The sequence below is a fragment of the Methanobrevibacter sp. genome, from assembly GCF_017940815.1.
GTDB lineage: Archaea > Methanobacteriota > Methanobacteria > Methanobacteriales > Methanobacteriaceae > Methanocatella.
In genome coordinates, this window is record NZ_JAGAXX010000028.1 from 51,685 (window position 1) to 73,992 (window position 22,308).

General features: G+C 36.0%; 23 protein-coding genes and 1 tRNA gene. 13 read left to right on the forward strand and 11 right to left on the reverse strand.

What is annotated here, in order from left to right:
- Positions 1-102: 102 nt before the first annotated feature.
- Positions 103-1,413 carry a prephenate dehydrogenase gene (locus tag ILA26_RS03990; protein WP_366514878.1) on the reverse strand — a complete coding sequence of 437 codons (1,311 nt, stop codon included), beginning with the start codon at positions 1,411-1,413 and terminating at the stop codon, positions 103-105.
- A 91-nt stretch (positions 1,414-1,504) separates the two neighbouring features.
- Here ILA26_RS03990 and ILA26_RS03995 point away from each other — a divergent pair, with 91 nt between their 5' ends.
- Genes ILA26_RS03995 through ILA26_RS04005 form a run of 3 tightly spaced genes read left to right on the forward strand, consistent with a single transcriptional unit; the run spans position 1,505 to position 4,644 of the window.
- Positions 1,505-2,566: an mRNA surveillance protein pelota gene (locus ILA26_RS03995; protein ID WP_292894294.1), complete on the forward strand. Its 1,062-nt coding sequence runs from the start codon at positions 1,505-1,507 to the stop codon at positions 2,564-2,566.
- Between the two features lie 60 nt (positions 2,567-2,626).
- Positions 2,627-3,589: a cell wall biosynthesis protein gene (locus ILA26_RS04000; RefSeq protein WP_292894296.1), complete on the forward strand. Its 963-nt coding sequence runs from the start codon at positions 2,627-2,629 to the stop codon at positions 3,587-3,589.
- A gap of 5 nt (positions 3,590-3,594) precedes the next feature.
- The gene (locus ILA26_RS04005; protein ID WP_292894298.1) at positions 3,595-4,644 is read left to right on the forward strand and encodes a glycosyltransferase; all 1,050 of its coding nucleotides are present in this window, start codon (positions 3,595-3,597) and stop codon (positions 4,642-4,644) included.
- Positions 4,645-4,649: 5 nt separating this feature from the next.
- Here ILA26_RS04005 and ILA26_RS04010 read toward each other — a convergent pair whose 3' ends face one another.
- Complete coding sequence (locus tag ILA26_RS04010) at positions 4,650-5,951, reverse strand: NAD(P)/FAD-dependent oxidoreductase (RefSeq protein ID WP_292894300.1); 1,302 nt, start codon at positions 5,949-5,951, stop codon at positions 4,650-4,652.
- A gap of 80 nt (positions 5,952-6,031) precedes the next feature.
- Between ILA26_RS04010 and ILA26_RS04015 the strand changes: the two genes are divergently transcribed.
- On the forward strand, positions 6,032-6,307 hold the full coding sequence (locus ILA26_RS04015) for a HypC/HybG/HupF family hydrogenase formation chaperone (RefSeq protein ID WP_292894302.1): 276 nt from the start codon (positions 6,032-6,034) through the stop codon (positions 6,305-6,307).
- Here ILA26_RS04015 and ILA26_RS04020 read toward each other — a convergent pair.
- The 9 genes from ILA26_RS04020 to ILA26_RS04060 all read right to left on the reverse strand — a co-directional run bounded on the left by ILA26_RS04020 (position 6,301) and on the right by ILA26_RS04060 (position 13,627).
- Entirely contained in the window at positions 6,301-6,816 is a 516-nt protein-coding gene (locus ILA26_RS04020) for an amino acid-binding protein (protein ID WP_292894332.1), read from the reverse strand. The genes ILA26_RS04015 and ILA26_RS04020 overlap by 7 nt on opposite strands.
- A gap of 116 nt (positions 6,817-6,932) precedes the next feature.
- Positions 6,933-7,007: transfer RNA gene (locus tag ILA26_RS04025), tRNA-Ile, on the reverse strand.
- Positions 7,008-7,109: 102 nt separating this feature from the next.
- Positions 7,110-7,394, reverse strand: coding sequence for an iron-sulfur cluster assembly protein (locus ILA26_RS04030; RefSeq protein ID WP_292894304.1), 285 nt, complete (start codon positions 7,392-7,394; stop codon positions 7,110-7,112).
- A 59-nt stretch (positions 7,395-7,453) separates the two neighbouring features.
- A complete protein-coding gene (locus ILA26_RS04035) occupies positions 7,454-8,365 on the reverse strand; it encodes a DUF5591 domain-containing protein (protein ID WP_292894306.1) in 912 nt (303 codons plus the stop codon).
- A 2-nt stretch (positions 8,366-8,367) separates the two neighbouring features.
- Positions 8,368-8,859 (reverse strand): TIGR00295 family protein, encoded by a 492-nt coding sequence (locus tag ILA26_RS04040; protein ID WP_292894308.1) that lies wholly within the window; start codon positions 8,857-8,859, stop codon positions 8,368-8,370.
- Position 8,860: 1 nt separating this feature from the next.
- Complete coding sequence (gene tfe, locus ILA26_RS04045) at positions 8,861-9,379, reverse strand: transcription factor E (RefSeq protein ID WP_292894309.1); 519 nt, start codon at positions 9,377-9,379, stop codon at positions 8,861-8,863.
- A 92-nt stretch (positions 9,380-9,471) separates the two neighbouring features.
- Positions 9,472-10,674 carry a DegT/DnrJ/EryC1/StrS aminotransferase family protein gene (locus tag ILA26_RS04050; protein WP_292894310.1) on the reverse strand — a complete coding sequence of 401 codons (1,203 nt, stop codon included), beginning with the start codon at positions 10,672-10,674 and terminating at the stop codon, positions 9,472-9,474.
- A 3-nt stretch (positions 10,675-10,677) separates the two neighbouring features.
- Positions 10,678-12,567 carry a nucleoside-diphosphate sugar epimerase/dehydratase gene (locus ILA26_RS04055; protein ID WP_292894311.1) on the reverse strand — a complete coding sequence of 630 codons (1,890 nt, stop codon included), beginning with the start codon at positions 12,565-12,567 and terminating at the stop codon, positions 10,678-10,680.
- 199 nt (positions 12,568-12,766) lie between these two features.
- Entirely contained in the window at positions 12,767-13,627 is an 861-nt protein-coding gene (locus ILA26_RS04060; RefSeq protein WP_292894312.1) for a coenzyme F420-0:L-glutamate ligase, read from the reverse strand.
- Positions 13,628-13,707: 80 nt separating this feature from the next.
- Between ILA26_RS04060 and ILA26_RS04065 the strand changes: the two genes are divergently transcribed.
- The 9 genes from ILA26_RS04065 to alaS all read left to right on the forward strand — a co-directional run bounded on the left by ILA26_RS04065 (position 13,708) and on the right by alaS (position 22,046).
- Positions 13,708-14,280, forward strand: a complete 573-nt coding sequence (locus ILA26_RS04065; protein ID WP_292894313.1) for a pyruvate kinase alpha/beta domain-containing protein — start codon at positions 13,708-13,710, stop codon at positions 14,278-14,280.
- Between the two features lie 123 nt (positions 14,281-14,403).
- On the forward strand, positions 14,404-15,540 hold the full coding sequence (gene ftsZ / locus ILA26_RS04070; protein WP_292894314.1) for a cell division protein FtsZ: 1,137 nt from the start codon (positions 14,404-14,406) through the stop codon (positions 15,538-15,540).
- 114 nt (positions 15,541-15,654) lie between these two features.
- The gene (locus ILA26_RS04075) at positions 15,655-15,834 is read left to right on the forward strand and encodes a protein translocase SEC61 complex subunit gamma (RefSeq protein WP_292894315.1); all 180 of its coding nucleotides are present in this window, start codon (positions 15,655-15,657) and stop codon (positions 15,832-15,834) included.
- Between the two features lie 241 nt (positions 15,835-16,075).
- Positions 16,076-16,546: a transcription elongation factor Spt5 gene (locus tag ILA26_RS04080; RefSeq protein ID WP_292605964.1), complete on the forward strand. Its 471-nt coding sequence runs from the start codon at positions 16,076-16,078 to the stop codon at positions 16,544-16,546.
- Positions 16,546-17,028 carry a 50S ribosomal protein L11 gene (locus ILA26_RS04085; protein ID WP_292894316.1) on the forward strand — a complete coding sequence of 161 codons (483 nt, stop codon included), beginning with the start codon at positions 16,546-16,548 and terminating at the stop codon, positions 17,026-17,028. Before ILA26_RS04080 ends, ILA26_RS04085 begins: the two co-directional genes overlap by 1 nt.
- Positions 17,029-17,213: 185 nt before the next feature.
- Entirely contained in the window at positions 17,214-17,852 is a 639-nt protein-coding gene (locus tag ILA26_RS04090) for a 50S ribosomal protein L1 (RefSeq protein ID WP_292894317.1), read from the forward strand.
- Positions 17,852-18,862: a 50S ribosomal protein L10 gene (locus tag ILA26_RS04095; protein WP_292894318.1), complete on the forward strand. Its 1,011-nt coding sequence runs from the start codon at positions 17,852-17,854 to the stop codon at positions 18,860-18,862. Before ILA26_RS04090 ends, ILA26_RS04095 begins: the two co-directional genes overlap by 1 nt.
- A gap of 63 nt (positions 18,863-18,925) precedes the next feature.
- Positions 18,926-19,189 (forward strand): 50S ribosomal protein P1, encoded by a 264-nt coding sequence (gene rpl12p / locus ILA26_RS04100; RefSeq protein ID WP_292894319.1) that lies wholly within the window; start codon positions 18,926-18,928, stop codon positions 19,187-19,189.
- Between the two features lie 157 nt (positions 19,190-19,346).
- On the forward strand, positions 19,347-22,046 hold the full coding sequence (gene alaS / locus ILA26_RS04105) for an alanine--tRNA ligase (RefSeq protein ID WP_292894320.1): 2,700 nt from the start codon (positions 19,347-19,349) through the stop codon (positions 22,044-22,046).
- The last annotated feature ends 262 nt before the right edge of the window (positions 22,047-22,308 follow it).

Below are 22,308 nucleotides of genomic sequence, written 5' to 3' on the forward strand. Positions count from 1 at the left end.
AATAAAAATTTATAAAAAATAATAAATATTAAAGTGCTATATTAAATTTAAAAATTTAATTACTTTTAGACACTTTAACTTTTGTTCGTATTGTTCGAAACATTATCTTATGGTTCCACCAAAACCTGTGAATAAGTTTTTCACATTTTCAATGTCACTTTTGGACAACGCTGTGACTTCAAATGTCAGGCTGATTGAATCATCTGCAATCTGAGGTCCGTTATATGCGTCTGTCAGTTTGATGTCGATGATGTTGTCCAGATTCATGACTGTGTTTTGGATTGTTTCGACATGGACGCTCTTGGAGAAGATGCAGCTTATGGATTCGGTTTTACTGTTCAAATTATTGATTTTCCAGTCATACAATTCCTCATCACTTAAAACTTCAATGTTTGCTATGCGCAATCTCTTGACTTGATTGCCACGCTTTAAGATGGCGGTCTTGTCCTCTATTCCATCCAGTATTCCAACATGAATCTTTCCTGAATAGATATGTTTGAGGCCAACCTCTTTGCCTATTGACTTGTTCAATAATGTGAACTCATGGCTCAATGCGTTGATTGCCTTGTCACTTCTACCCAATGCATTCTTAATGTCGCCCATATGTTTGGTTGCCTTGATTGCTATGTCGACAAATGAGTCCTCATCTCCGTTATTTATGACGTCCCTCAATTCGATGACCGCTTCGGCAAAGGTGTTTCTGATTTTTGGCCCGTTATTGTTCATGGATTGGATATTGTATGTCAAATATGGATTTTGAGCTACAATACGGGCAATCATATCAATCATCAGATTGTATATTGGACTTTCATAGTCTTCGCTTTCACTCAAATCGACTTTCAGCTTTTCAATTGCAGAGGCAGTTGATATAAAGGAGAAGTGTGTCAGAACTTGGACGATGCTCATCATGAAATCATGCTTTTCGGCAGTGGTTTCAATTATTCTCATGTTCTTGCTTGAAAGGTAATCATAAACCTTGCTGTACCATTCACCCTTCTTGTCTGCGGTCAGAACTATGACCTGATTGTCAAGCTCGGTTGTGCGGGGACCAAAAACAGGGTGTGTTGGAATGTATTCAACGGTTTCAGGCAGGCATTCCGCCATGGTCTTTGAGGGTTCCTCCTTGACACTTGTAACGTCAACCATCAGGGATCCGCTTTTCATGAAAGGTGCAACTTCCTGAATGACGTCTGATGTGTACTGGATTGGAACGGATATGATGAGTATGTCGCTGATGTTTGCAAGGCCTGCATTGGACTCGATATAATTGACGCCCAATTCCTTTGCAACGTTTCTACCTTTATTGTGGTCGGTTCCTGTAATGTATACTTCAAATTCTTCCCTGAAGTAGTAGATTAGTGTTTTTCCTAAACCATCACTACCTCCAATTATTCCAACATTCATATTAATCAGTTAATATTTAATGATTATAATTATTTAAATAGATTGTTCCATTTCTTCAAAAATTTTTAATAGTATTACATTATAACTAATTAATGTTATTATGAAAGTTATAAACGAAGATGAGAAGGAAGGTTTTGTTAAGGTTGTTCCTGAAACCTTGGACGATTTGTGGCATCTGTCCCACATTATTGAGGTTGGCGACAACGCTTCATCAAAAACAACCAGGCGTATACAAGACACTTCCGGGGATAAAGTTAGAAGTGATAGGGGAGTTAAGAAAACATTTACTTTAGGACTGGACATCGAAAACATTTCATTTCAACTCTTCACAGGAAAGTTAAGACTAACCGGCGTAATTACAAGGGGTCCTGAAGACTTGGTGCCTCTCGGATCACACCATACATTGGAAGTCAAGCTCAACACTCCATTGTCAATCACAAAAAACAGGTGGCCAAAGTGGGCCATCAAGAGATTGAATCAGGCTATTGAAGCATCCAAAAAATTATCTGCGATAATTGTGGTTCTTGAGGATGACACTGCAACATTGGGACTTATGAGACAATTCGGAATAGAGTACTACGGTCCGATTAAGGGACATGTTTCAGGCAAGCGCATAATCGATAAGAACCGTCAAAAGAACATTGTCCAATTCTATGAGAAGGTAATAGAGTCCATCACAAAATTCGATTCAATTCAAAATATTGTTATTGCAGGGCCCGGTTTTGTTAAAAACGACTTTTACGATTACTTAAAGGATAAGCACCAAGACCTTGCCAAAATATCAATCATTGAAGCCACAGGTGCCGGAGGTAGAAATGGGATTTCTGAGGTTTTAAAGAAAGGTACTGTTGAAAAGTTAACTTCAGAGAATCGTGTGGCTCAGGAAATGGGTGCAATCAATAATCTGCTTTCAGAAATCGGTAAAAATTCCTCAAAAATTGCTTATGGTGTAAAAGAAACACAGAATGCAATCAACTTGGGTGCAGTATCGCAACTGTTGATTTTGGATACTCAGGTTGCCGAAGAGGACATGGGTGATTCCATGGATATGGTCGAGAATATGAAAGGTGATGTAATGGTTGTCAGTAGCGAGCATGAAGGCGGAAAACAATTGGAAAGTCTTGGAGGCATGGCGGCTATCCTAAGGTATAAAATTAATTAATATTTATATATTAAGAAAAATTAAAATCATATATATAAATTATTATCAACTGTGATTTTCATGATGTATACATCGATACTTTTTGCATTAATATTTGTTTTTGTCATATCTGCAATAGGTACTGCTGTAATAAATATAATATTTAGATTTTTGGGCGAAAGAGGATATTTGGGAAACCTGTTTCCAAACGTTAGGGGTGGAACTCCACGTGCTGTGGGTATAATTCCATTTTTAATATTGTCTTTTTATATGTTGCCTGGTTTTAATAATCTGATTTTAATAATAGGTATTTTTGCATTAATTGACGACATTTTGGGAAGAAAGAAATCTCCGTTCGGTATGGAATGGGGACAGTTGTCTAGGGGTATCGGAATAATCATTGTAATGGTTGTTGGTTTGCTTGAAGGATTGGGCGTATCTTCAATTTTTATTGCGTTAATGGTGCAGCCGTTAAACATTTCAGACATGCAACCGGGTTCTACATGCATTGTAACAATCATAATGTCTGTTTTGACAATTTTTGCAATGTTGATTGTCGGATCTCAGCCATATGCTGAACTTCCTGCTATTTACACTCCATTATTAATATTGGTTGTATGCATGGCTTATTCTCCGCTTGACTTTTCAGGAAAAATCATGTTGGGCGAAGTTGGAAATCACACATTTGGAATTGCACTTGGTCTAGCTTATTATGTTATGGGCGGACTGGTGGGTGTGCTTGTATTCGGATTTATCACAACCGCATTGATTGCATTTGTTAGAAGAAACAATTTGAGAGTGTTCTTCAGACAGCAATTAAGATTGCTTGACCCTACCTTCGGAGATTATTTCATGGACGTTTTAACTGGAGGGGGATTAGGAGACTTACTCAGAAAATGGATTTTAAGAGATAATCAATATAGGATAACAAACCCATTATTGATTTCATTAGGTTTCAGAAGATTAGTATACAATCCTCATGCAAGACATCACGAAAAATATGTTCCAAAAAATTATATTCCTCGTTTAGGAAAAGGAGAGTGATTCTTTTGAAATGTTTACTTATTGTCACTGGTAGAGGTTTGGGGGGAGATGCCATGATTGCTCTAAACACCATGTCTGCACTTGAGAAAAGGGGTGTTGAATGTGATGTTGCTTTAGATGAATCTGCTCCGGGTCTTTTATTTGAAAAAAACGGATATTCTTGGCATAAGATATCTGTTCCTCAAGCGGGAGGTCACTCTGCCACTAAATTGTCTGCTCTTAAGGGAGCTTTGAAATTGATTTCTGCTACTTTTAAAGCAAGAAAGGCTATTAAAAAATCAAAAGCTGATTTTGTATTGGGCATATTGGGTGGAGGAGCTATTGTTGCTTCTCTTGGAGGTAAATTTGCACGTAAACCTACTTTTTCTTTAATTTCAACTCCTCTCGATTCAAGAGTGTGTCCAAAATTCAATCATTGTTATATTTTACCAGAATTGAATAAATTCAGATGGGATAAATTGCCTAAGAATATGGAAAAATCCTTTTATCCGTTATCCGATGATATGGGAAAGGGTGAATCCGACATTGCTCTTCAAAAGTTAAAGCAATATCCGAATTTTGATGAAAATAAAAAGACTATTGTATTTTCTTCAGGATCTTCAATCTTTAAAGGAATAATTGATGGTATCAATATTGTTGCAGACAAGACTGATGAGTATAACCTTGTTTTGGTGGGTTTGCCTCTTAAGGATGAGTATTATGACTTGATCGATGAAAATAAAATAATCTATGCTGGTTATATTGACTGGATTAATCATCTGTTCAAGTTTGCTGACTTGACTGTTCTCACTGATGACGGGGTTTCACTGGAGGAAGCATTCACTAATGGAAAACCTATTGTTGCTCTTGCTCGTGTCAAATGGGGAAGATACCAGAACATGGCGGGAGTATTCAAAGGCGCTATGATAGAATCAGACGTTGGTGATGTTTACGAAAGCATTCAGGAAGCTTTTGAAAATTATGATTCCCTGCAGGAAAATGCGCTGTATTATGGGGATGTGTGTATGAATGCCGCAGATAATTTGGCTGACAGCATCCTAAAAAAAGTAGAATAGTGGCATTATAGCCACAGATTTTTTATAATTTTGTAGTTTGTATCGGTTGAAGGGTGAATTTCTAGAAACTCACTGTAATCATCCAAATCATAATCCATTCTCATCAAGTAAGATAGGTATGCCACATCACTGGTTGAGGAGGGGGATATTGAATTTATTTTATTTATCTTATTTTTGTTCTTATCGAATTCAATTTCGGTATATCCGGTATTTCCTTCGAGTATTTTCCAGAAAGCTCCCGGTCCGGCTATTCCAGGTATTGCAATTGTTGCCTTTTCATCTTCGCCAAGGTTTGTTTTTTCGTTTTTGACAAAACTCACTTCGGTGTTCAAACTTAAGGTTTGAGGAATGCAATTGTAGCTCACTTTATTTCCATACTTTGCCATGTTTCTTGCAGCTGTGATGCCTTCCATTCTTGCTACTGGGGTTAGTTGATATCCTCCAGTAACATCTCCTGCAGCATATACATTACTTACATTAGTTTGCATCATTTCATTAACTTTGATGCTTTTGTCAGGATTTAATTCAACAAATCCTTCTGCAATCTCACTGTTTGGGGTTCTTCCTGTTGCAAAAAACGGCACACCTTCCAGCTCTTGGCCGTCATTTGTCAAAACTTTATCCTTGAACACTTCAATAACATCGGTATTTTCCATGATGTTGACATTTGGAATAATCTTTTCCAACACGTACCTTTTAGTGTTTTCACTGAGTTCCTTTAAAAATGTGCTTCTCACAATAACATTGACTTCGCTTCCGAGTGTGGCATAGATGTTGGCTATTTCACAGGCGATTATTCCTCCGCCTATTATGTTTAGCTTTTCAGGAACGTCATCAAGTTTCAATATGTCCTTATTGGTTAACCCAAATTCAGATCCTTTTACCGGTGGAATGAATGGTCTTGCACCGGTAGCTATTAGTAAGTTGTCCCAATCGAAAGTTTCGTTGTTTACAATCACCTGATTATCCTCAATTTTGGCCTCGCCGTAAATCACATTGTTTCCAACACTTTCATTTTCCATTTGGTTTAGTTGCCTGAGCTTGACTTGTGTTTCGGTAATCTTTTCAACGATTTTATCGTAAGAAATTTCTAGTTGACTTTTAATGAAACCGTGTTTGTTGAATCTGTTATTTTCATCAATAAATTTTGTAATGTCTGTAAGTGCACAAACAACCATGCACCCTTCATTTAAACAGGTTCCCGCTATATGATTTTTTTCAATTAATGTGACGTCCTCTCCCAATTTTCCAAGTTCTAATGACCCTAATCTTCCTGCAGGCCCTGATCCAATTACAATATTTTTCATCATTAACCTCCCATTAGATAGTTTTATATAATACTAACATTTAATTATTAATATATATTAAATTTTGGAGATTGATATTTATGTGTATTGCAGCACCCGCTCATGTTGTTGAGATAAACAGAGAAGATAATTGGTTAGTTGCTGACTTCGGTGGAGCAAGACAACAAGCAAAAATAGATCTCTTACCTGAAGTAGAGATTGGTGATTATGTTTTAATCCATGCTGGTTATGCAATTGAAAAATTAACTGAAGAAGCTGCTAAAGAGTCTTTAGAAGCTTGGGAAGAACTTTTAGATATTCTCGAAGAAGAAGATATTGAAATGGAAAAAGCAAGAAATGAACATTTCAATCAATAGATTGAAACTCTTGTTACTCCATCTATTTTTAAAAATTCATTTATTAAATCGCCTTTAACTGGTTCCTCAGTTATTATGGTTAGTATTGGGCTTTGCTGAAGTTCAGTGTCTTCGGCATAAGCTTGCCTTATTCCTATTCCTTTTTCTGTTATTAAGTTTGTAGTTTTTGCTAGAATTCCTTCACTTTGGGATCCGACTTCAATTTCAATAACTCCAAGGTCTATGTTTTTAGCGATATTTTTTAATAGTGTTCCTGCTGGGATGATGTTGCTGAATAGGTTGTATAGTTCATCGTCTTCACATATGACTTCAATTGTTGATTTGATTGCACGTCTGTCCACATTTGCAGCTGTTGCCAATGCCTTGTCGCTGATTTTTAAGTTTCCACAATATACTTTTCCATCATCGTTTATGGACAGTCCAAGTTCAATCATCTTTTCTGCAACTCTGATTCTTGCAGGGTATTTTTTGAATTTTTCATTAATCTTTTCCCACATTTCTATCATCATTCCAACTTTTTGTACATTCAAGTTAATATTTGTAGAATACGGTATATATTATTTGTGGAAATTCTTAGAAAAAGTTGTCATGTAAAAAGAAAAATATTTTAAAAAAAGCTTAGAAGTAGGCTAGATGGGATTCGAACCCATGACCTCCCGGTTATCAGCCGAGCGCGCTAACCAAGCTGTGCCACTAGCCTATACATATTGTGTGACAGTTAACTGTCAACACTTATACATATGTTTATTGCCATATATAACTGTTTCGGTTATACATGGAAAAACAATAAAAAATTAAAATTTTATCTGTTAATCATTTCGTTAATGGAGTCTGCCATAGCATGTCCTTCAACGATGATTTTCACGTTTTCAATACCTTCAACGTTTTCAGCTCTGATTTTAGTATCAGCAGCGATACGAGTAATACTCATACAACCGGGGTTGGTTGGTTGGAGGGTAATTTCAGCTTGATCACCATCAACAGCGATATTTTTTACAATTCCCATTTCTACAATACTGATTCCCATGTGAGGGTCATTAATTGGAGAAATTGCGTCTTTAATAGTATTTACTAATTCTTCTGACATTTTCAGTCTCCTATAATTTATGTATTTATAAGTATTAATAATGATATTTATATATGTTGTTATTTTTTCAAACGATGTTTTAATTTAACTGCAATACCGTTACGGCACTCTTCCATCTCACGACCGGTCATAACTGCCTTGCCCACTCCAACAACGGTATCGTCACGAACAACGACGACCTCGTCATTTGGAACGATTTTAGGGTCTGCTTTTTCAACTCCAGGTGCAAAAACGGTGTTTGTTTCCAAGTCAAAATCAATGTTGATGATATGGATTCCCAATTCCTTTAAGATTTCTCCACCCGGTAAGTTTAATCTATACAATCCGTAATCTTTATTTAATAATGCCAATTGGGTTCCATTGGACAATATCCTTTTGTGATACATTCCTTTGGTTTTAACATTGTCAGGAATAAATCCTTCTCCTCCTTCACCAAACTGGTATTTTGCAATTGACTTAAGTTCGTGCAAGGTCTTTTCACGTCTATTGACTCTTTGATGATTTTTCAATTCCATCCTTAGATTATAAAGTGAATCTGGGGAAGTCGGACGCCCATCCACACAAACATTAACAAAATCGTCCAGGTATGCTTCACAGGATTCCAGATAACCTCCAGCAAGGTTTGCAACGACTTTTTTTCCTTCACAGTACTTGGCTATCAATCTGCCGCTTTCTTCGATTTCATCAGCAGACCATGAACCTGTGGTACTCACATCATAAGATTGAATCGGAAAAGTGTTTTCAAGTTCCCTTGGACAAATTCCAAAAGGGGAAGTGACAATAAGCTCTTGATATGATCTTGTTAATTTTCTAAATTTTTGATGGGATTTTGAATTGGAATAAGGTTTTTTCATACTGCAGGGCAATAATACGACAGTATCTCCAAGAGGTTTCATAATTTCCATTCTCTGTCTCCACCTGACCGCTTCCGGACGATAGAGAGACTCTTCACTTGAACATATTACTTTCATAATCATTCCTCAAAAGCTTTTATTAACTCGTTATCAAGCTTAATTAATCTTTCAATATTGTCATCACTATCTTCGATAGTTCTTTTCCATTTGTTTATTACAAAATCAATGTCAACTTCTTTGCTCCCGCTTACTAGATTGTCTGCATGGGCAACGATTTTCTCCTCAAGGGTTTGGGGCACATAAGATTTTTTTGGAAGTCCAAGTTTAACTGATTCGCTTTCAGTGATTCCCGCACCGATGTGTCTTTCGATGATATTTAGCACATCCTCGTTGTACCCGTGTTCTTGGGCAATCTTCACTCCTTCCACGGCATGGGTTATTCCATGGGTTCTGGATCTTCCAATATCATGCAGTAAAGCGCCTTTTCTTATAAGGTCTTCATCCACATTATCAAAATTAGCAGCTATTTTCATAGCTTTTTTATAAACTGCTTCACAATGTTCTATGACATTTTCTGGTGTGTTTTCTTGTTTAAGTAATTCAATTTCCATTTTATCTATTTTTTTCACTAAATGACTTAAAATTACTTTCAACCATTTTAATGTCTTCTTTAATTTGTTTGATTGTTGCTTTATTGTCTTGGAATTCTAATTCGTCTCCACAAGCTGGACATAAAAATTCATAGTCAGATGCTTCATCAAAATCAAGTCTGACATGTCCTTGTGGGCATAGGAAGAACATGTTGTTTTCTTCACGTTCTAATTCTTCATTAAGCATTTTCAGATAGTTTTCAGAATCTTTAATTATACGATTTATAACTTCTTCTTTTTCAAATTTCCAAGAATAAGTGAACCATTGTGTTTCAGGGTCTTTACTTCTTTTATAACTAGCTAATCCCATATCATAAAGTCTGTAAAGTATTTTTCTAACAATATTCAATTTAATTCCAGTTTTATTTGCAATTTCTTCATCGGTTTCTACACCATCGAGTAATGCTTTAACAATCGGTAAATTGCTTTCGTCTTCAACAACATTGGTTAATAAGGTCTTTACTAATGGATCGTCTATCATATTTTCCCCTAAAACTTATATTTTATAAATAAAAATAAAACAATAAAATTGATATTAGTTATTTATTTTGTATTATAAATAACTAACGATATTTAATAATTTTTTAAGATATCTAATAGATTTTTGATGATATAGTCAACTTCTTCAGTGGTTAATGTGGAGTATATCGGCAGGCTTATCTCATTTTCAAATAAATGATATGCATTAGGATAATCGGCAATGTCAAATCCTAAATTTTTATAAGCTGTTAATAATGGGAGTGGTTTGTAGTGGACATTTGTGCTTATTCCTGCTTCTTCCATTTTTACTATGATTTCATTTCTTTGCTCTAAACTTATGCCTTCAAGTCTTGCCAGGTATAGGTGTCCTGAAGATGCGGAATTTTCGCTAAAGTGGCGTGGTGTGATAACTTTGCTGTCCTTAAATCCCTCATCATATTGTCTGATGATTTCATGTCTTCTTGAAAGCATTTCATCATAGCGTTTCAATTGTCCAAGGCCTATTCCCGCTTGGATATCTGTCATGTTGCATTTGTATGCAGGAAGTAGAATGTCATATTCCCATGATCCCTTTTGAGTCTTTTCCAATGCGTCCTTGGTTTGTCCATGCAATGAATAAATTTGATATTTCTTGTATAGTTTCTCACTGTCAATATTTTCATTTTTCTTCCAGGTTACTGCGCCTCCCTCGGCTGTTGTGAGGTTTTTAACAGCATGGAATGAGAAACAAGTAAAATCAGCTAGGTTTCCTGATTTTTTGCCATCATTTACGGCACCGAAACCATGAGCGGAATCAGCTACAATGATGATTCTATTGAAAGCCTCTTGTAACTCGGTGGATGGTGTGAACAAATCCTTTTTGGATTCGATTATTTCATAAATCTTATCGTAATCGCACAATATTCCTGCAATGTCTACTGGAATGATCGCTTTGGTTTTTTCACTAATTGCATCACTTAACTTGTCATAGTCCATTAGTTGGGTGTCAACTTGGCTGTCTATCATGACCGGTGTTGCCCCGACATGGCAGATTACGCTACATGATGCGGTATAGGTGTATGCAGGCACGATTACCTCATCTCCTTCACCAATGCCTAAAACTCTCAATGTCATTTCTAGGGCAGTTGTAGCAGCACTTAAACAAACAGTTCTGTCGCTGCCGCAATATTCAGTTATTTTACTTTCAAATTCTTTTGTTTTAGGGCCAGTAGTAATCCAGCCTGACTTTAATGCTGCAATTACTTCATTAATCTCTTCTTCACTAATGTCTGGTGGTGAAAATGGAATCTTCATCATTATTTATTCTCCGTTAACTTCTTCAGGTTCTTTATATGTAGGAACACATTTTTTCATTGTATCCTTAATTTCATCCTTGCCTACATTCTCATCTTTCAAGAGTTCTCTAAACATGTCTAATTTCTTTTCGATATCCTCCATCGCAAAATTCATGGATTCTGTGATGAATATCTTGTCATGTTTGGTGCTTTCAAGATTTTCTTCGCTCATCAGTAACTCTTCGTAGAGTTTTTCTCCAGGTCTCATGCCAGTGATTTCAATTTCCATGTCCTTACCTAATGTGTATCCTGACAACTCGATAAGGCTTTTTGCAAGGTCATAAATTTTAACCGGCTCTCCCATGTCCAGCACGAAAATCTCTCCACCTTCGGCATAGGTTATTGCCTGAAGCACTAAAGCAACAGCTTCAGGAATTGTCATGAAGAATCTTGTTATCTCTTTATGGGTTACGGTTACAGGTCCTCCATGGGCAATCTGCTTTTTGAATAATGGAACGACAGATCCATTACTGCCAAGCACATTACCGAACCTGACTGCAACAAACTCTGTGGAGCTTTCCTTATCTTTTGCCTGGATTATCATTTCACATAATCTTTTACTGGCTCCCATGATGTTTGTTGGGTTAACCGCCTTGTCAGTTGAAATTAAAATAAATCTTTTAACATTAAATTTGTCTGAACAGTTTACCAGGTTGTATGTTCCGAATACATTATTTTTTATAGCTTCAGTTGGGTTGTTTTCCATCAATGGAACATGCTTGTGTGCTGCTGCATGGAAAACGATTTCTGGGGAATACTTTTCAAATATTGACTCTAGCCTGTCTTTTTCACGGATATTTGCAACGACTGCACGAATGTCGTGATTAGGATTGTTTGTTTTAAGCTCAAGCTCAATATCATATAAACTGTTTTCATAGTTGTCTAGCAATATCATTTGTTTTGGATTGTGGAGCATTATCTGTCTGCATAGTTCGGATCCTATTGACCCTCCTGCTCCGGTAACTAAAACAACTTTCTCATTAATTAAATTTTTAATATTGTGATTGTCAAGTTCAATTGGGTCTCTTCCAAGCAAATCCTCTATTTCAACATCTCTTAAGCTATGGAAGAGGTTTTCTTGAGTAATCATCTCTTTTAAACTTGATAGGACTTTTACCTTTACGTTGGTTTTGCTGCACAATTCAAGAATCTCTCTTTTATTCTTGTTGTCGATATTTACAATTGTGAAAAATATTTCGTCAATCTTTTGACTTTCACAGATTGGTATGATTTTGGTCCTGTCGCCGAGGATTCTGACTCCTGCCACTGAATAACCGATACGTTTTTTATTGTCATCAATGATTCCAATGATTTCGTATTGTCCTTTAAGAGATGAATTTAAAGTTTTGATAATGTCATTTGCGGAGTATCCTCCTCCAATGATTAATAATCTCTTTTTGTTTTCAGACTCTGAATTGTTGTTGTTGCTCACAACATCATTTAATAACACATATTTGATTAGTAGCCTGTAAACAACCATCAGTATACCGATGACTATTGCAATAACCAGATTGTGTTTGATTGTTGGATTTTTCATGCCTAAAAACAACTCTTCAATAAATGACACAATCAATATTGAAAACACTGAAAGAATGATGTATAAAAGATAATCTTGATTGTTTTCATAACGGATGATGTTTGAATATCTTTTTGTCACTCTGAACATGATTTGATAGATAATAATGGATAGTATAATTCCTGTTAAAATCTCATGCACTGTTATAATGCTTGTAGGTTTCATTAAAAATGAATCAGTGATTAGAACTGATACAAAATAATATCCTAAAATTATGGATATTATGTCCATTAAAGGCAATAAATAGTTTCTATATTTCGCAATGTTATCGATGTTCACAAAATCAAATCCGTTATGTTTAATTTAATTAAAACTTTTAACTTATAAGCACTTATTTTTTATGTAAAATCTTTAATATAAAACTTTCTTTCTTTAAATTTTTTCATGCTAAAAATGCTTATTTTAAGTATTTGTGAAATATCATTGCCTTATTTCTTGATATTTAATTTATTAATGGTTATTATTTGAAAATTTTTGATTAAATCTTCCTAATAATTACCGCAGGTGTATGGATGATGGAATCAAGGTCTTCAATGGTCACTTCATCAATTTCTGAACCTAAAACGGCTTTAACGCTGTGTATTGTTTTCATTTCAGTTGCAAGTGATTTTTGGTAATCTTCTGCAATGTTTGCTATTTTTAATGCAGTTTCAACATCCATCTTTTCACTGCATCCAAGTGGTGTTGACCCCATGTTTTCAGACAGTTGGCCTTTTAAATATCCGAAAAATCCGTTATCGGCGTCAATTCCCTCAATGGCAATAGGCAATCCTGTAAAGTATTTTCCATTTTTCATGTATGTTGCATCGGTGTCAATAATCATCACGCAAACGTCTTTTCCAATTTCTTTTTTGAGATCCTTTGCAACTTTTTCGGGATTTTCGGGCAATAGTGAAACACAAGTTCCTGGAGCATTACTCAAATCAATTCCCGCTTCTGAAGCAGGTTTCAAAGCATGTTTAAGTCCATACAGTTGAAGAACCACTTCCTTGTGAGCTTTTGTTTCTTCAGGCAATTTTCTCAGGTTTTTGATGGTTCTTTTTTTAATCTTTAAGGCAGGTCCCAGTATGTATCCCCATAAATATTTGCTCCACACGGTTGTTAAAAACTTTGCAGTTAGGGAGGGAGTGTATTCCGCTTCATCAACTAGTCTTCCCTGTGAAACAGAAATGGGAGTTTCTGCAATAACCAAATAATCTCCATTTTCCATTAGCTCTTTTGCAGGTTCAATTATGGAGTTTAAATTTTCGTTTGGTTTAATATAACCTGTTTCAATTGGAATTACAATGTAATCTCCATTAATTACATGTTTAATATTTTCAAGTTCATCGCTTTTCATAAAAATCTTTATTAAAATAATTCAATATATTATATAACATAATAGAATTTTAATATATTTATCTATTAGGGATGTTTTACATGGCAAGAAAATTTATTACATATTTTGATAAAGAAGGTGAAGATTACACCGATGAATTGATTATGGCCGTTAAAGATAAATTGGATCTCTCTGAAAACATTAAAAGAGTTTTAATCGCTTCCTCTTCTGGGAAATCCGCATTAAAATTGCATGATGCCATTGGAGATGATGTTGAAATCATCAATGTAACTCATCACATGGGATTCAGCGGCCCGAATGAATCCGACATCTCAGAGGACATGGTTAAAAAGCTGGAAGCCGTTGGAATCAAAACATATTTTGGAAGCCATGCCTTCAGCGGTGCTGCAAGGGGAGTGACCAATAAATATGGAGGATACTCTCCATTGGATGTTGTGGCAGACACTTTAAGAATGTTTTCACATGGAATAAAAGTTGCTGGAGAAATCTCAATCATGGCTGCTGATGCAGGTTTAATTCCTGTTGGTGAAGAAATCATTGCTATTGGTGGTAGAGGTCATGGTGTAGACACTGCGGTTATTTTGACTCCAGTCAATGCTAAAAATCTATTTGATTTAAAATTCCATGAGATTCTAGCGATGCCAAGAGATTAATGTCAAATTTAATTTTCTCGGTAGAATATTCAAATTTACAATATAATTAGTTGCATTTAAATATTAGTTACAATAGAAATATTTAACAATTATTTTAATTAGCAGAGTATGTGGGGTTAATTTGTGAAATTTATAGATGATGCAATCAAAGAATCCGAAGAAAGAATGGAAGAGAAAACACCGTCAAACCTCTCTTCAGACATAGATGATGATCTTATTGAGATGATTAAAGGAGCTCAAACTCATATTTTTGTTGTTGGAGCAGGTGGGGCAGGAAACAATACTATTTCAAGATTAAATGAAATGGGTATCGAAGGCGCAACAACCATTGCAGTAAATACTGATGCTCAAGATTTATTTTACAGCCAATCCGCTAAAAAAATCCTATTAGGTAGACAAACCTCAAAAGGATTAGGAGCAGGTGGAGAACCATCCGTTGGTGAGGAATGTGCTGAAGAAAGTGAAGATCAAATCAGAGAAGAATTAGAAGGCTCTGACATGGTATTTGTCACTTGCGGTCTTGGTGGAGGAACTGGTACTGGTTCAGCTCCAATCATTGCTAAAATCGCTAAGAAATTAGGAGCATTAACCGTTGCTGTTGCTACTATGCCATTTTCAGCAGAAGGAATTAAAAGAAGAGAAAATGCTGAACAAGGTTTAGAAAAACTCCAAAATGCTGCTGACACTGTTATTATTATACCTAATGATAAATTATTAGAAGTTGCACCAAACTTACCTTTAAACAAGGCTTTCATGGTTTCCGATGAAATCTTAGGAAGAGCTGTTAAAGGAATCACTGAATTAATTACTAAGAAAGGTCTTGTAAGTTTAGACTTTGCAGATATTAGAAGTATCATGAGTGGTTCAGGAATGGCTATGATTGGTATGGGTGAATCTGATACTGGCGACAGAGCTTTAGAATCTGTACATGAAGCATTAAGCAGCCCATTATTAGACATCGATATTTCAAATGCTAAAGGTGCATTGGTCAACATATCTGGTAGTTCAGACTTGACATTACACGAAGCAGAAAAAATCGTTCAAGTTGTAGCTGACAAATTGGATCCTGAAGCTAATATTATTTGGGGTACTCAAATTGACGAAAGTCTCCAAAATATTGTTAGGACCACTGTTGTTGTTTCAGGTATTGAAGCTAATTATGAATCTGGTTCTTCTCCAGATATTGAATATGCTGAAGAAAAATCTGATTCTGATGCAGCTGGTGACCAATTAGATGATTTCATTGACGGAATCTTCTAATTTCATTTTTTATTTTTTTTGAAAAATGCAAACATTTATTAATGTTTAAGTTATAAATTATTTTATTACTATTATTTTATTATAATTATAAATTTTTTATTTTGGGTTATTCAAATGAATGTACAAGAAGATTTCAATAAATTTATTAAAGACGCTAAAAGAGTATTAAAAGTATCAAGAAAACCTGATGGTAAAGAATACCGTGAATTGGCTAAGATTTCAGCTATTGGTGTTTTAGTCATTGGTGGTATTGGTTATATCCTCGTATGTTTAGGTTCCTTAATTGGTATCTAAATCCAATTCTTACTTTTTTTGATCTTTTGTAATTATAATAAAATATTTCCGTAATGTTTTTTCTCAAAAATTTTCATATTTTTGAAAACTTTTAAATACTATTATTTATCATAAATATTATTATTATAGAAATCTTATTTTTTAGGAAAATTTTTCTTAAAACTAAAGGCTTTTATAATATTTTTAACTTAATGTATGATTTTATTAACAACTAAAAACTTAAAAAATAGGTGAATTTTTCATGGAAGATACTAACAGTTCCATATATGCTCTTAAAACATCTGCAGGTCAAGAAAGAAATGTGGCTAGGCTTTTAGCTCGTAAGGCTAGAACCATTGATGGCATAGGCATTTCATCAATCCTTGTCCCAGAGTCTTTAAAAGGTTATATTTTAGTTGAATCATCAACAAAAATAGATCTTAGGAATCCTGATTTAAAAGTACAACATTTAAGAGGTGTTGTAGAGGGTAGTGTTGGTATTACCTTTGAAGAAGTGAAAAGATTCTTAAAACCAGAACCTATTATTTCCTCTATTCAAAAAGGAAGTATTGTGGAGCTTATTTCTGGTCCTTTCAAAGGAGAAAGAGCAAAAGTGGTTCGTATTGACGAATCACGTGAAGAAGTCGTTCTTGAGTTAATAGAAGCTGCAGTACCAATTCCGGTTACTGTTAAAGCTGATCAAATTAGAATAATTCAAAAGGAGGCTGACTGATGGCTAAAGATACAGTCGAAGTTCTTATCGAAGGTGGAACTGCAACTCCAGGACCACCATTAGGCCCAGCTTTAGGACCTTTCGGTATTAACATGATGCAAGTAGTTGAAGAAATCAATAAAAAAAGTGCTGACTTTGCAGGAATGAAAGTGCCTGTAAAAGTATCTATTGATAGAGATACCAAAGAATTCGAAATCGAAATCGGTACTCCACCAACAACTGCATTAATCATGGAAGAATTAGGCATTGACAAAGCTTCTCATGAACCAGGTTTAGACATTGTAAATGACTTACCTATTGAAACCGCTTTAAAAATCGCTAGAATGAAATTCGATTCATTATTAGCTAATGATTACAAAGCAGGTGTCAAAGAAGTTATGGGAACCTGTGTAAGTATGGGATTATCCGTTGACGGTAAAGACCCAAGAGAAGCACAAAAAGATGTTGATGCTGGAGTATATGACGATATCTTATTAGAATAGATATTGTCCAGTTTAAATTTAAATTAAGTTAATAATACAGTGTATATGATGTTATAATTTAAGATTATAATTGATATACTGTTTTTAATTCATGCAATCGTTGAAGAATTTTTTTCTTGTAATCGATACTCATGAAACCAAAAAAAAATATCCAATGAACAGAGAATGTTCATGGGGGATGAATAATGACACAAGATGTAATTAACGCGGTGAAGGAGGCAAAAGAACAATCTAAGCCGAGAAACTTCACTGAGTCTATTGATATTATCATTAATATCAGAGACTTAGATGTCAAAAAGCCAGAAAATAGGTTTAATGAGGAAGTTACTCTTCCTAACGGCCGTGGCAAAGATGTTAAAATCGGAGTCATTGCTGATGGGGAACTCATTGTTCAAGCTAAAGATGCTGGTCTTGACACTGTAATCAACAAACAGGATTTAGAAGAGTTCGGAAAAGACAGAAAATCCGCTAAAAAAATGGCTAACTCTGTTGATTTCTTAGTAGCTCAAGCTGATATGATGCCACTCGTAGGTAGATTCCTTGGTCCAGTTTTAGGTCCACGTGGAAAAATGCCTAAACCAGTGCCTGCAAGTATCAAATTAGATCCTCTTTTAGAAAGATTACAAAGTACTGTCAAAGTTGGTGTAAAACAACAACCTTCTATTCAAATTGTTGTTGGAAGCCAAGACATGTCAGACGAGGATATAGCTGAAAATGTGGAAACTGTTCTTACAGTCTTAGACCGCAATTTAGAAAAAGGAAGAAGTCAAATTAAGTCCATGTTTATTAAAACAACTATGGGACCAGTAGTGAGGGTGATCTAATGGCTCATGTTGCTGAATGGAAAAAGGAAGAAGTTAACGAGCTAAAAGGTATTATTGACGAATACGACGTTGTCGGTATTGTCGATTTAATGAACATTCCTGCAAAACAGCTCCAAGAAATGAGAAAATCTCTCAAAGGAAAAGCTGTTATCAGAATGGCTAAGAAAAATCTTATCGATTTAGCTCTCGAAGATTGTAATGCTGATAAAACCAACGTTGTTGATTTATCCGAACATATGGATGGTCAAGTTGCACTTATCGCAACTGAAATGAACCCTTTCAAATTATACAAAATATTGGAAGACAGCAAAACTTCAGCTCCTGCAAAACCAGGATCTATTGCAGTTGATGATATTATTGTACCTGAAGGGGACACAGGATTTGAACCAGGTCCATTCTTAGGAGAATTACAACAAGTAGGTATTCCTGCAAAAATTGATAAAGGAAAAATCTGCGTACAAAAAGAAACTGTCGTAGTAGCAGCTGGTGAAGAAGTATCTAAACAAGTTGCAGCAACCTTATCAAGAATGGATATTAATCCAATGGAAGTAGGAATTGATTTAAAAGCAGTATATGAAGAAGGTGCAATTTACACTTCCGATGTACTTGCAATCGATGAAGAACAAACATTAGCTGACGTACAAAATGCATTCAGAAATGCATTCAACTTATCTGTAAACGCAGCTATCCCTACTGATGAAACTATTTCCACTATCATTACTCTTGCTTACACCAGAGCAATCAATGTCGGTGTAGAAGCAGCAATAATGACTTCTGAAACTTCAGAACCAATCATTGGTTTAGCACAAGCTAAAATGTTAGCATTAGCATCCGAAGTTGCTGACGCACCAGGTGCTATTGACGACGAATTAGCTGAAAAACTTTCCAGCGTTGCTGTAGCAGCTGCTCCAGTAGTAGAAGAAGTTGTTGAAGAAGAACCAGAAGAAGAGGAAGAAGAAGAAAGTAGTGAAGAAGAAGCAGCAGCTGGGTTAGGAGCTCTCTTCGGTTAAATTAATTTAAAATTTTTATTATTATAAAAAACTAACACTTTGAAATAAATTAATGGTGATAACATGGAATATATATATGCGGCAATGATTTTGCACAGTGCAGAAAAAGATATTAACGAAGAAAATGTTAAAAGTATTATTGAAGCAGCAGGAATTGAAGCTGATGACGCAAGAATCAAAGCTTTAATCGCAGCTTTAGAAGATGTTGACATCGACGAAGCTATGGAAACTACTGCTATGGCAGCAGCAGCACCTGCAGCAGCTCCTGCAGCAGCTGAAGCTGTTGAAGAAGAAGCAGCAGCTGGATTAGGTGCTCTCTTCGGATAGATTTTTTAAATCTATCACTTTCTTTTTTTATTTCTTTTTTTGATCCGATTTTTAGACTATTTTTTTAAGAACTATTTTTCAAACTGTTATTTTCATCACATTTTTCACTAATTATTTATTAAATTAAAAACATATTATAAACTAATAAATAATTTAAATGATTATTATGGTAGAAATTTTTGATGAACTTGGTTATAAAAAGCAAACATGTAAAACTTGCGGACAAGAGTTCTACTCACAGGTCGACAGAGACACTTGTGGGGACGCTCCATGTGATGAGTATGAGTTCATTGCAAATCCTGCAACTGACAAGCCATACAACTTATATGAGATCCAACAGGTTTTTAGAGAATTTTTAGAAAGTGAAGGACACACACATGTCCACAGATATCCAGTGCTTGCAAAAAGATGGAGAGATGACGTATTTTTAGTAGGTGCATCCATTTTCTGTTTCCAGCCATGGATCACTTCAGGGCTTGTGAAGCCACCTGCAAACCCTATTGAAATGGCACAGCCTTCAATCAGACTCAACGACGTTGACAATGTAGGAAGAACAGGTCGTCACATGACTTGTTTCACTATGGGTACTCACACTGTTATCAACAAGGAAGATGACTTCATCTACTGGGAAGACAGAACCATTGAGCTTTGTCACAAATTCTTTGACCACATTGGAATCAACACTGAAGAGATTACCTTCATCAAGTCATGGTGGAGCGGTGGAGGTAACGAAGGACCATGTTACGAGGTGTGCTGCCGTGGAGTGGAACTTGCAACACTTGTTTTCATCCAATATGAAACCCTTGAAAACGGGGACAAGAAGGAAATTCCAATCAAGGTAGTGGACACTGGTTACGGACTTGAAAGAATAGCATGGATTTCACAGGGAACTCCAACAGCATATGATGCATGTTTCGCACCTGTGGTTGACAAGCTAAAAGAATTGACAGGTGTTGAAATCAATGAGGACATCCAGGGAAGAAATGCTCAAATCGCCGGAATGATGGATATTGAGGACATTGGTGACTTGAAAGAACTCAGGCAACAGGTGGCAGACAGTTTAGGTTTATCACTGGAAGAGTACCTGAAGGCTGCTGAACCGATGGAAGCAATCTACATTATCGCAGACCATACCAGATGTCTCGCTTTCATGATTGCAGATGGAATCATTCCATCCAACGTTAAGGAAGGATATCTTGCAAGACTGGTTTTAAGAAGAACAATAAGGTTCATGAAGGAATTGGACATGAAGGAATCCCTTGCGGACGTTATGGCGATACAATTGGATTTCCTATCAAAATTCTATCCTGAAATCCGTGACTCAGAAGAGCACATCATGAACATCATCACTCTTGAAGAGGAAAGGTACGCTGCAACAGTCAAGAAAGGTAAAAGCATTGTTAAAAGAGCAATCAAAAGACTTAAAAAAGAAGGAAAATCAGAAATGCCTCTTGACATGCTGATTGACCTGTATGACGCTCACGGTATGCCTCCTGAAACTGTTGTTGAAATGGCCGGAGATGACTTTACCGTTAATGTTCCGGATAACTTCTTCACACAGGTTGCAGGAGCACACGAAAAGGACACATCAAACAAGAAGTCCTCATTTAAAGTAGACTTCCCTGAAACAGACTTACTGTTCTATAAAGATTTCTACCAACAAGAATTTGAAGCTGAAGTTTTAGGATTAGTCGAAAAGGACGGCAAGCAATCTTTAATCTTTGACAAAACCACATTCTACCCTGAAGGAGGAGGTCAACCTTCCGATATAGGTGAGGTTTCCATTGACGGAAATGTCTTTAAAATACCATATGCCGAAAAGGTCAACAATGTTGTATTGCATCATGTGGATGGAGACATCCCAGGAGATGTTGTTGGCAAAAAAGTCACTGGTAAAATCGATTGGGACAGAAGGATAACCCTTGCGCGCCACCACACAGGAACACACCTGGTCATTGCGGCTGCAAGGAAAGTGCTCGGTCAGCACATCTGGCAGGCAGGATCACAAAACGAGCTCACCCGTGCACGTATAGACGTTTCACACTACAAACGTATCACCCAAGAGGAACTCAATGAAATCGAGAAACTTGCAAACGAATACGTGATGCAAAACATTGAGCTCGACATAAAGTTCCACACCCGTGACGAGGCACAGGAACTGTACGGATTCGTGCTTTACCAAGGGGGTATCGTTCCGGGTAAAATGATTCGTGTCGTAAAAATCCCTGGAGTTGACGTGCAGGCTTGTGCAGGTACACATGTATTGAGGACTGGTGTAGTCGGACCAATCAAGATCAACAAGACCGAAAGGGTTCAAGATGGTGTTGAAAGGATTGACTTTTCAGCAGGTCTTGCTGCAATCGACTCAATGCAGCATGACGGTGAAATCCTAAGGGAAAGTTCATCAATATTCAAGGTTGAAAACGACCAATTGCCTAAAACCTGTGACAGGTTCTTCTCTGAATGGAAAGCTCAGAAAAATGAGATTGACCGCTTGAAATCAGAAATCGCAAGCCTTAAAATGAACTCATTGGCTGATGAATACGATGAAATCAACGGCTTGAAAGTCGTTCACCAACTGATTGAGGCTGACTTCAAGGAGCTTCAAAAGATGGCTACAGACTTTACAGACAACGGCAAGGCTGATGTTGTCATCATGGGAAACAATGATGGTAAGATTGTCGGTGCAGCTTCACAAGATGCAATTGATAATGGAATTAAAATTAATGAGATTATCAAAACCGCTGCTGGAGTGCTTGGTGGTGGCGGTGGCGGCCGTCTAACTTTAGCACAAGGTGCAGGTAAAAACACAGACAAAATGGATGAAGCCATCCAAACTGCAGTCGATTTAATTTAAGGATAATAATCGTTATCCTTAAACTATTCTTTTTTTTAAAACTTGAGGATGTGACACGAAGTCACTATTTTTTTAATTTTATTTTGCTTATTTTTTCTTTAATTTTATATACTATGAAGTACAATCTTTTATTATAGATATTAATATTTATGGTTGTTTTATTCATGGTTTTGAAAGATGATAATATTAATCAGAGTATGTTAGTCCGTTGGACTTGCGGAATTTGATTCCTAAAGATCATCCGTGTTATTTTATTAAAAAT

What these genes read in the sequence shown, in the direction of transcription:
- ILA26_RS04035 (WP_292894306.1), bottom strand. Translation starts at nt 8,365, where the DNA reads ATGAAAGTAATATGTTCAAGTGAAGAGTCTCTCTATCGTCCGGAAGCG.
- ILA26_RS04080 (WP_292605964.1), top strand. Translation starts at nt 16,076, where the DNA reads ATGGAAGATACTAACAGTTCCATATATGCTCTTAAAACATCTGCAGGT.
- ILA26_RS04060 (WP_292894312.1), bottom strand. Translation starts at nt 13,627, where the DNA reads ATGAAAAGCGATGAACTTGAAAATATTAAACATGTAATTAATGGAGAT.
- ILA26_RS04050 (WP_292894310.1), bottom strand. Translation starts at nt 10,674, where the DNA reads ATGATGAAGATTCCATTTTCACCACCAGACATTAGTGAAGAAGAGATT.
- ILA26_RS04000 (WP_292894296.1), top strand. Translation starts at nt 2,627, where the DNA reads ATGATGTATACATCGATACTTTTTGCATTAATATTTGTTTTTGTCATA.
- ILA26_RS04090 (WP_292894317.1), top strand. Translation starts at nt 17,214, where the DNA reads ATGACACAAGATGTAATTAACGCGGTGAAGGAGGCAAAAGAACAATCT.
- ILA26_RS04095 (WP_292894318.1), top strand. Translation starts at nt 17,852, where the DNA reads ATGGCTCATGTTGCTGAATGGAAAAAGGAAGAAGTTAACGAGCTAAAA.
- ILA26_RS03995 (WP_292894294.1), top strand. Translation starts at nt 1,505, where the DNA reads ATGAAAGTTATAAACGAAGATGAGAAGGAAGGTTTTGTTAAGGTTGTT.
- rpl12p (WP_292894319.1), top strand. Translation starts at nt 18,926, where the DNA reads ATGGAATATATATATGCGGCAATGATTTTGCACAGTGCAGAAAAAGAT.
- ILA26_RS04020 (WP_292894332.1), bottom strand. Translation starts at nt 6,816, where the DNA reads ATGATGATAGAAATGTGGGAAAAGATTAATGAAAAATTCAAAAAATAC.
- ILA26_RS04030 (WP_292894304.1), bottom strand. Translation starts at nt 7,394, where the DNA reads ATGTCAGAAGAATTAGTAAATACTATTAAAGACGCAATTTCTCCAATT.
- ILA26_RS04040 (WP_292894308.1), bottom strand. Translation starts at nt 8,859, where the DNA reads ATGGAAATTGAATTACTTAAACAAGAAAACACACCAGAAAATGTCATA.
- ILA26_RS04065 (WP_292894313.1), top strand. Translation starts at nt 13,708, where the DNA reads ATGGCAAGAAAATTTATTACATATTTTGATAAAGAAGGTGAAGATTAC.
- ILA26_RS04075 (WP_292894315.1), top strand. Translation starts at nt 15,655, where the DNA reads ATGAATGTACAAGAAGATTTCAATAAATTTATTAAAGACGCTAAAAGA.
- tfe (WP_292894309.1), bottom strand. Translation starts at nt 9,379, where the DNA reads ATGATAGACGATCCATTAGTAAAGACCTTATTAACCAATGTTGTTGAA.
- ILA26_RS04015 (WP_292894302.1), top strand. Translation starts at nt 6,032, where the DNA reads ATGTGTATTGCAGCACCCGCTCATGTTGTTGAGATAAACAGAGAAGAT.
- ILA26_RS04010 (WP_292894300.1), bottom strand. Translation starts at nt 5,951, where the DNA reads ATGAAAAATATTGTAATTGGATCAGGGCCTGCAGGAAGATTAGGGTCA.
- ILA26_RS04085 (WP_292894316.1), top strand. Translation starts at nt 16,546, where the DNA reads ATGGCTAAAGATACAGTCGAAGTTCTTATCGAAGGTGGAACTGCAACT.
- alaS (WP_292894320.1), top strand. Translation starts at nt 19,347, where the DNA reads ATGATTATTATGGTAGAAATTTTTGATGAACTTGGTTATAAAAAGCAA.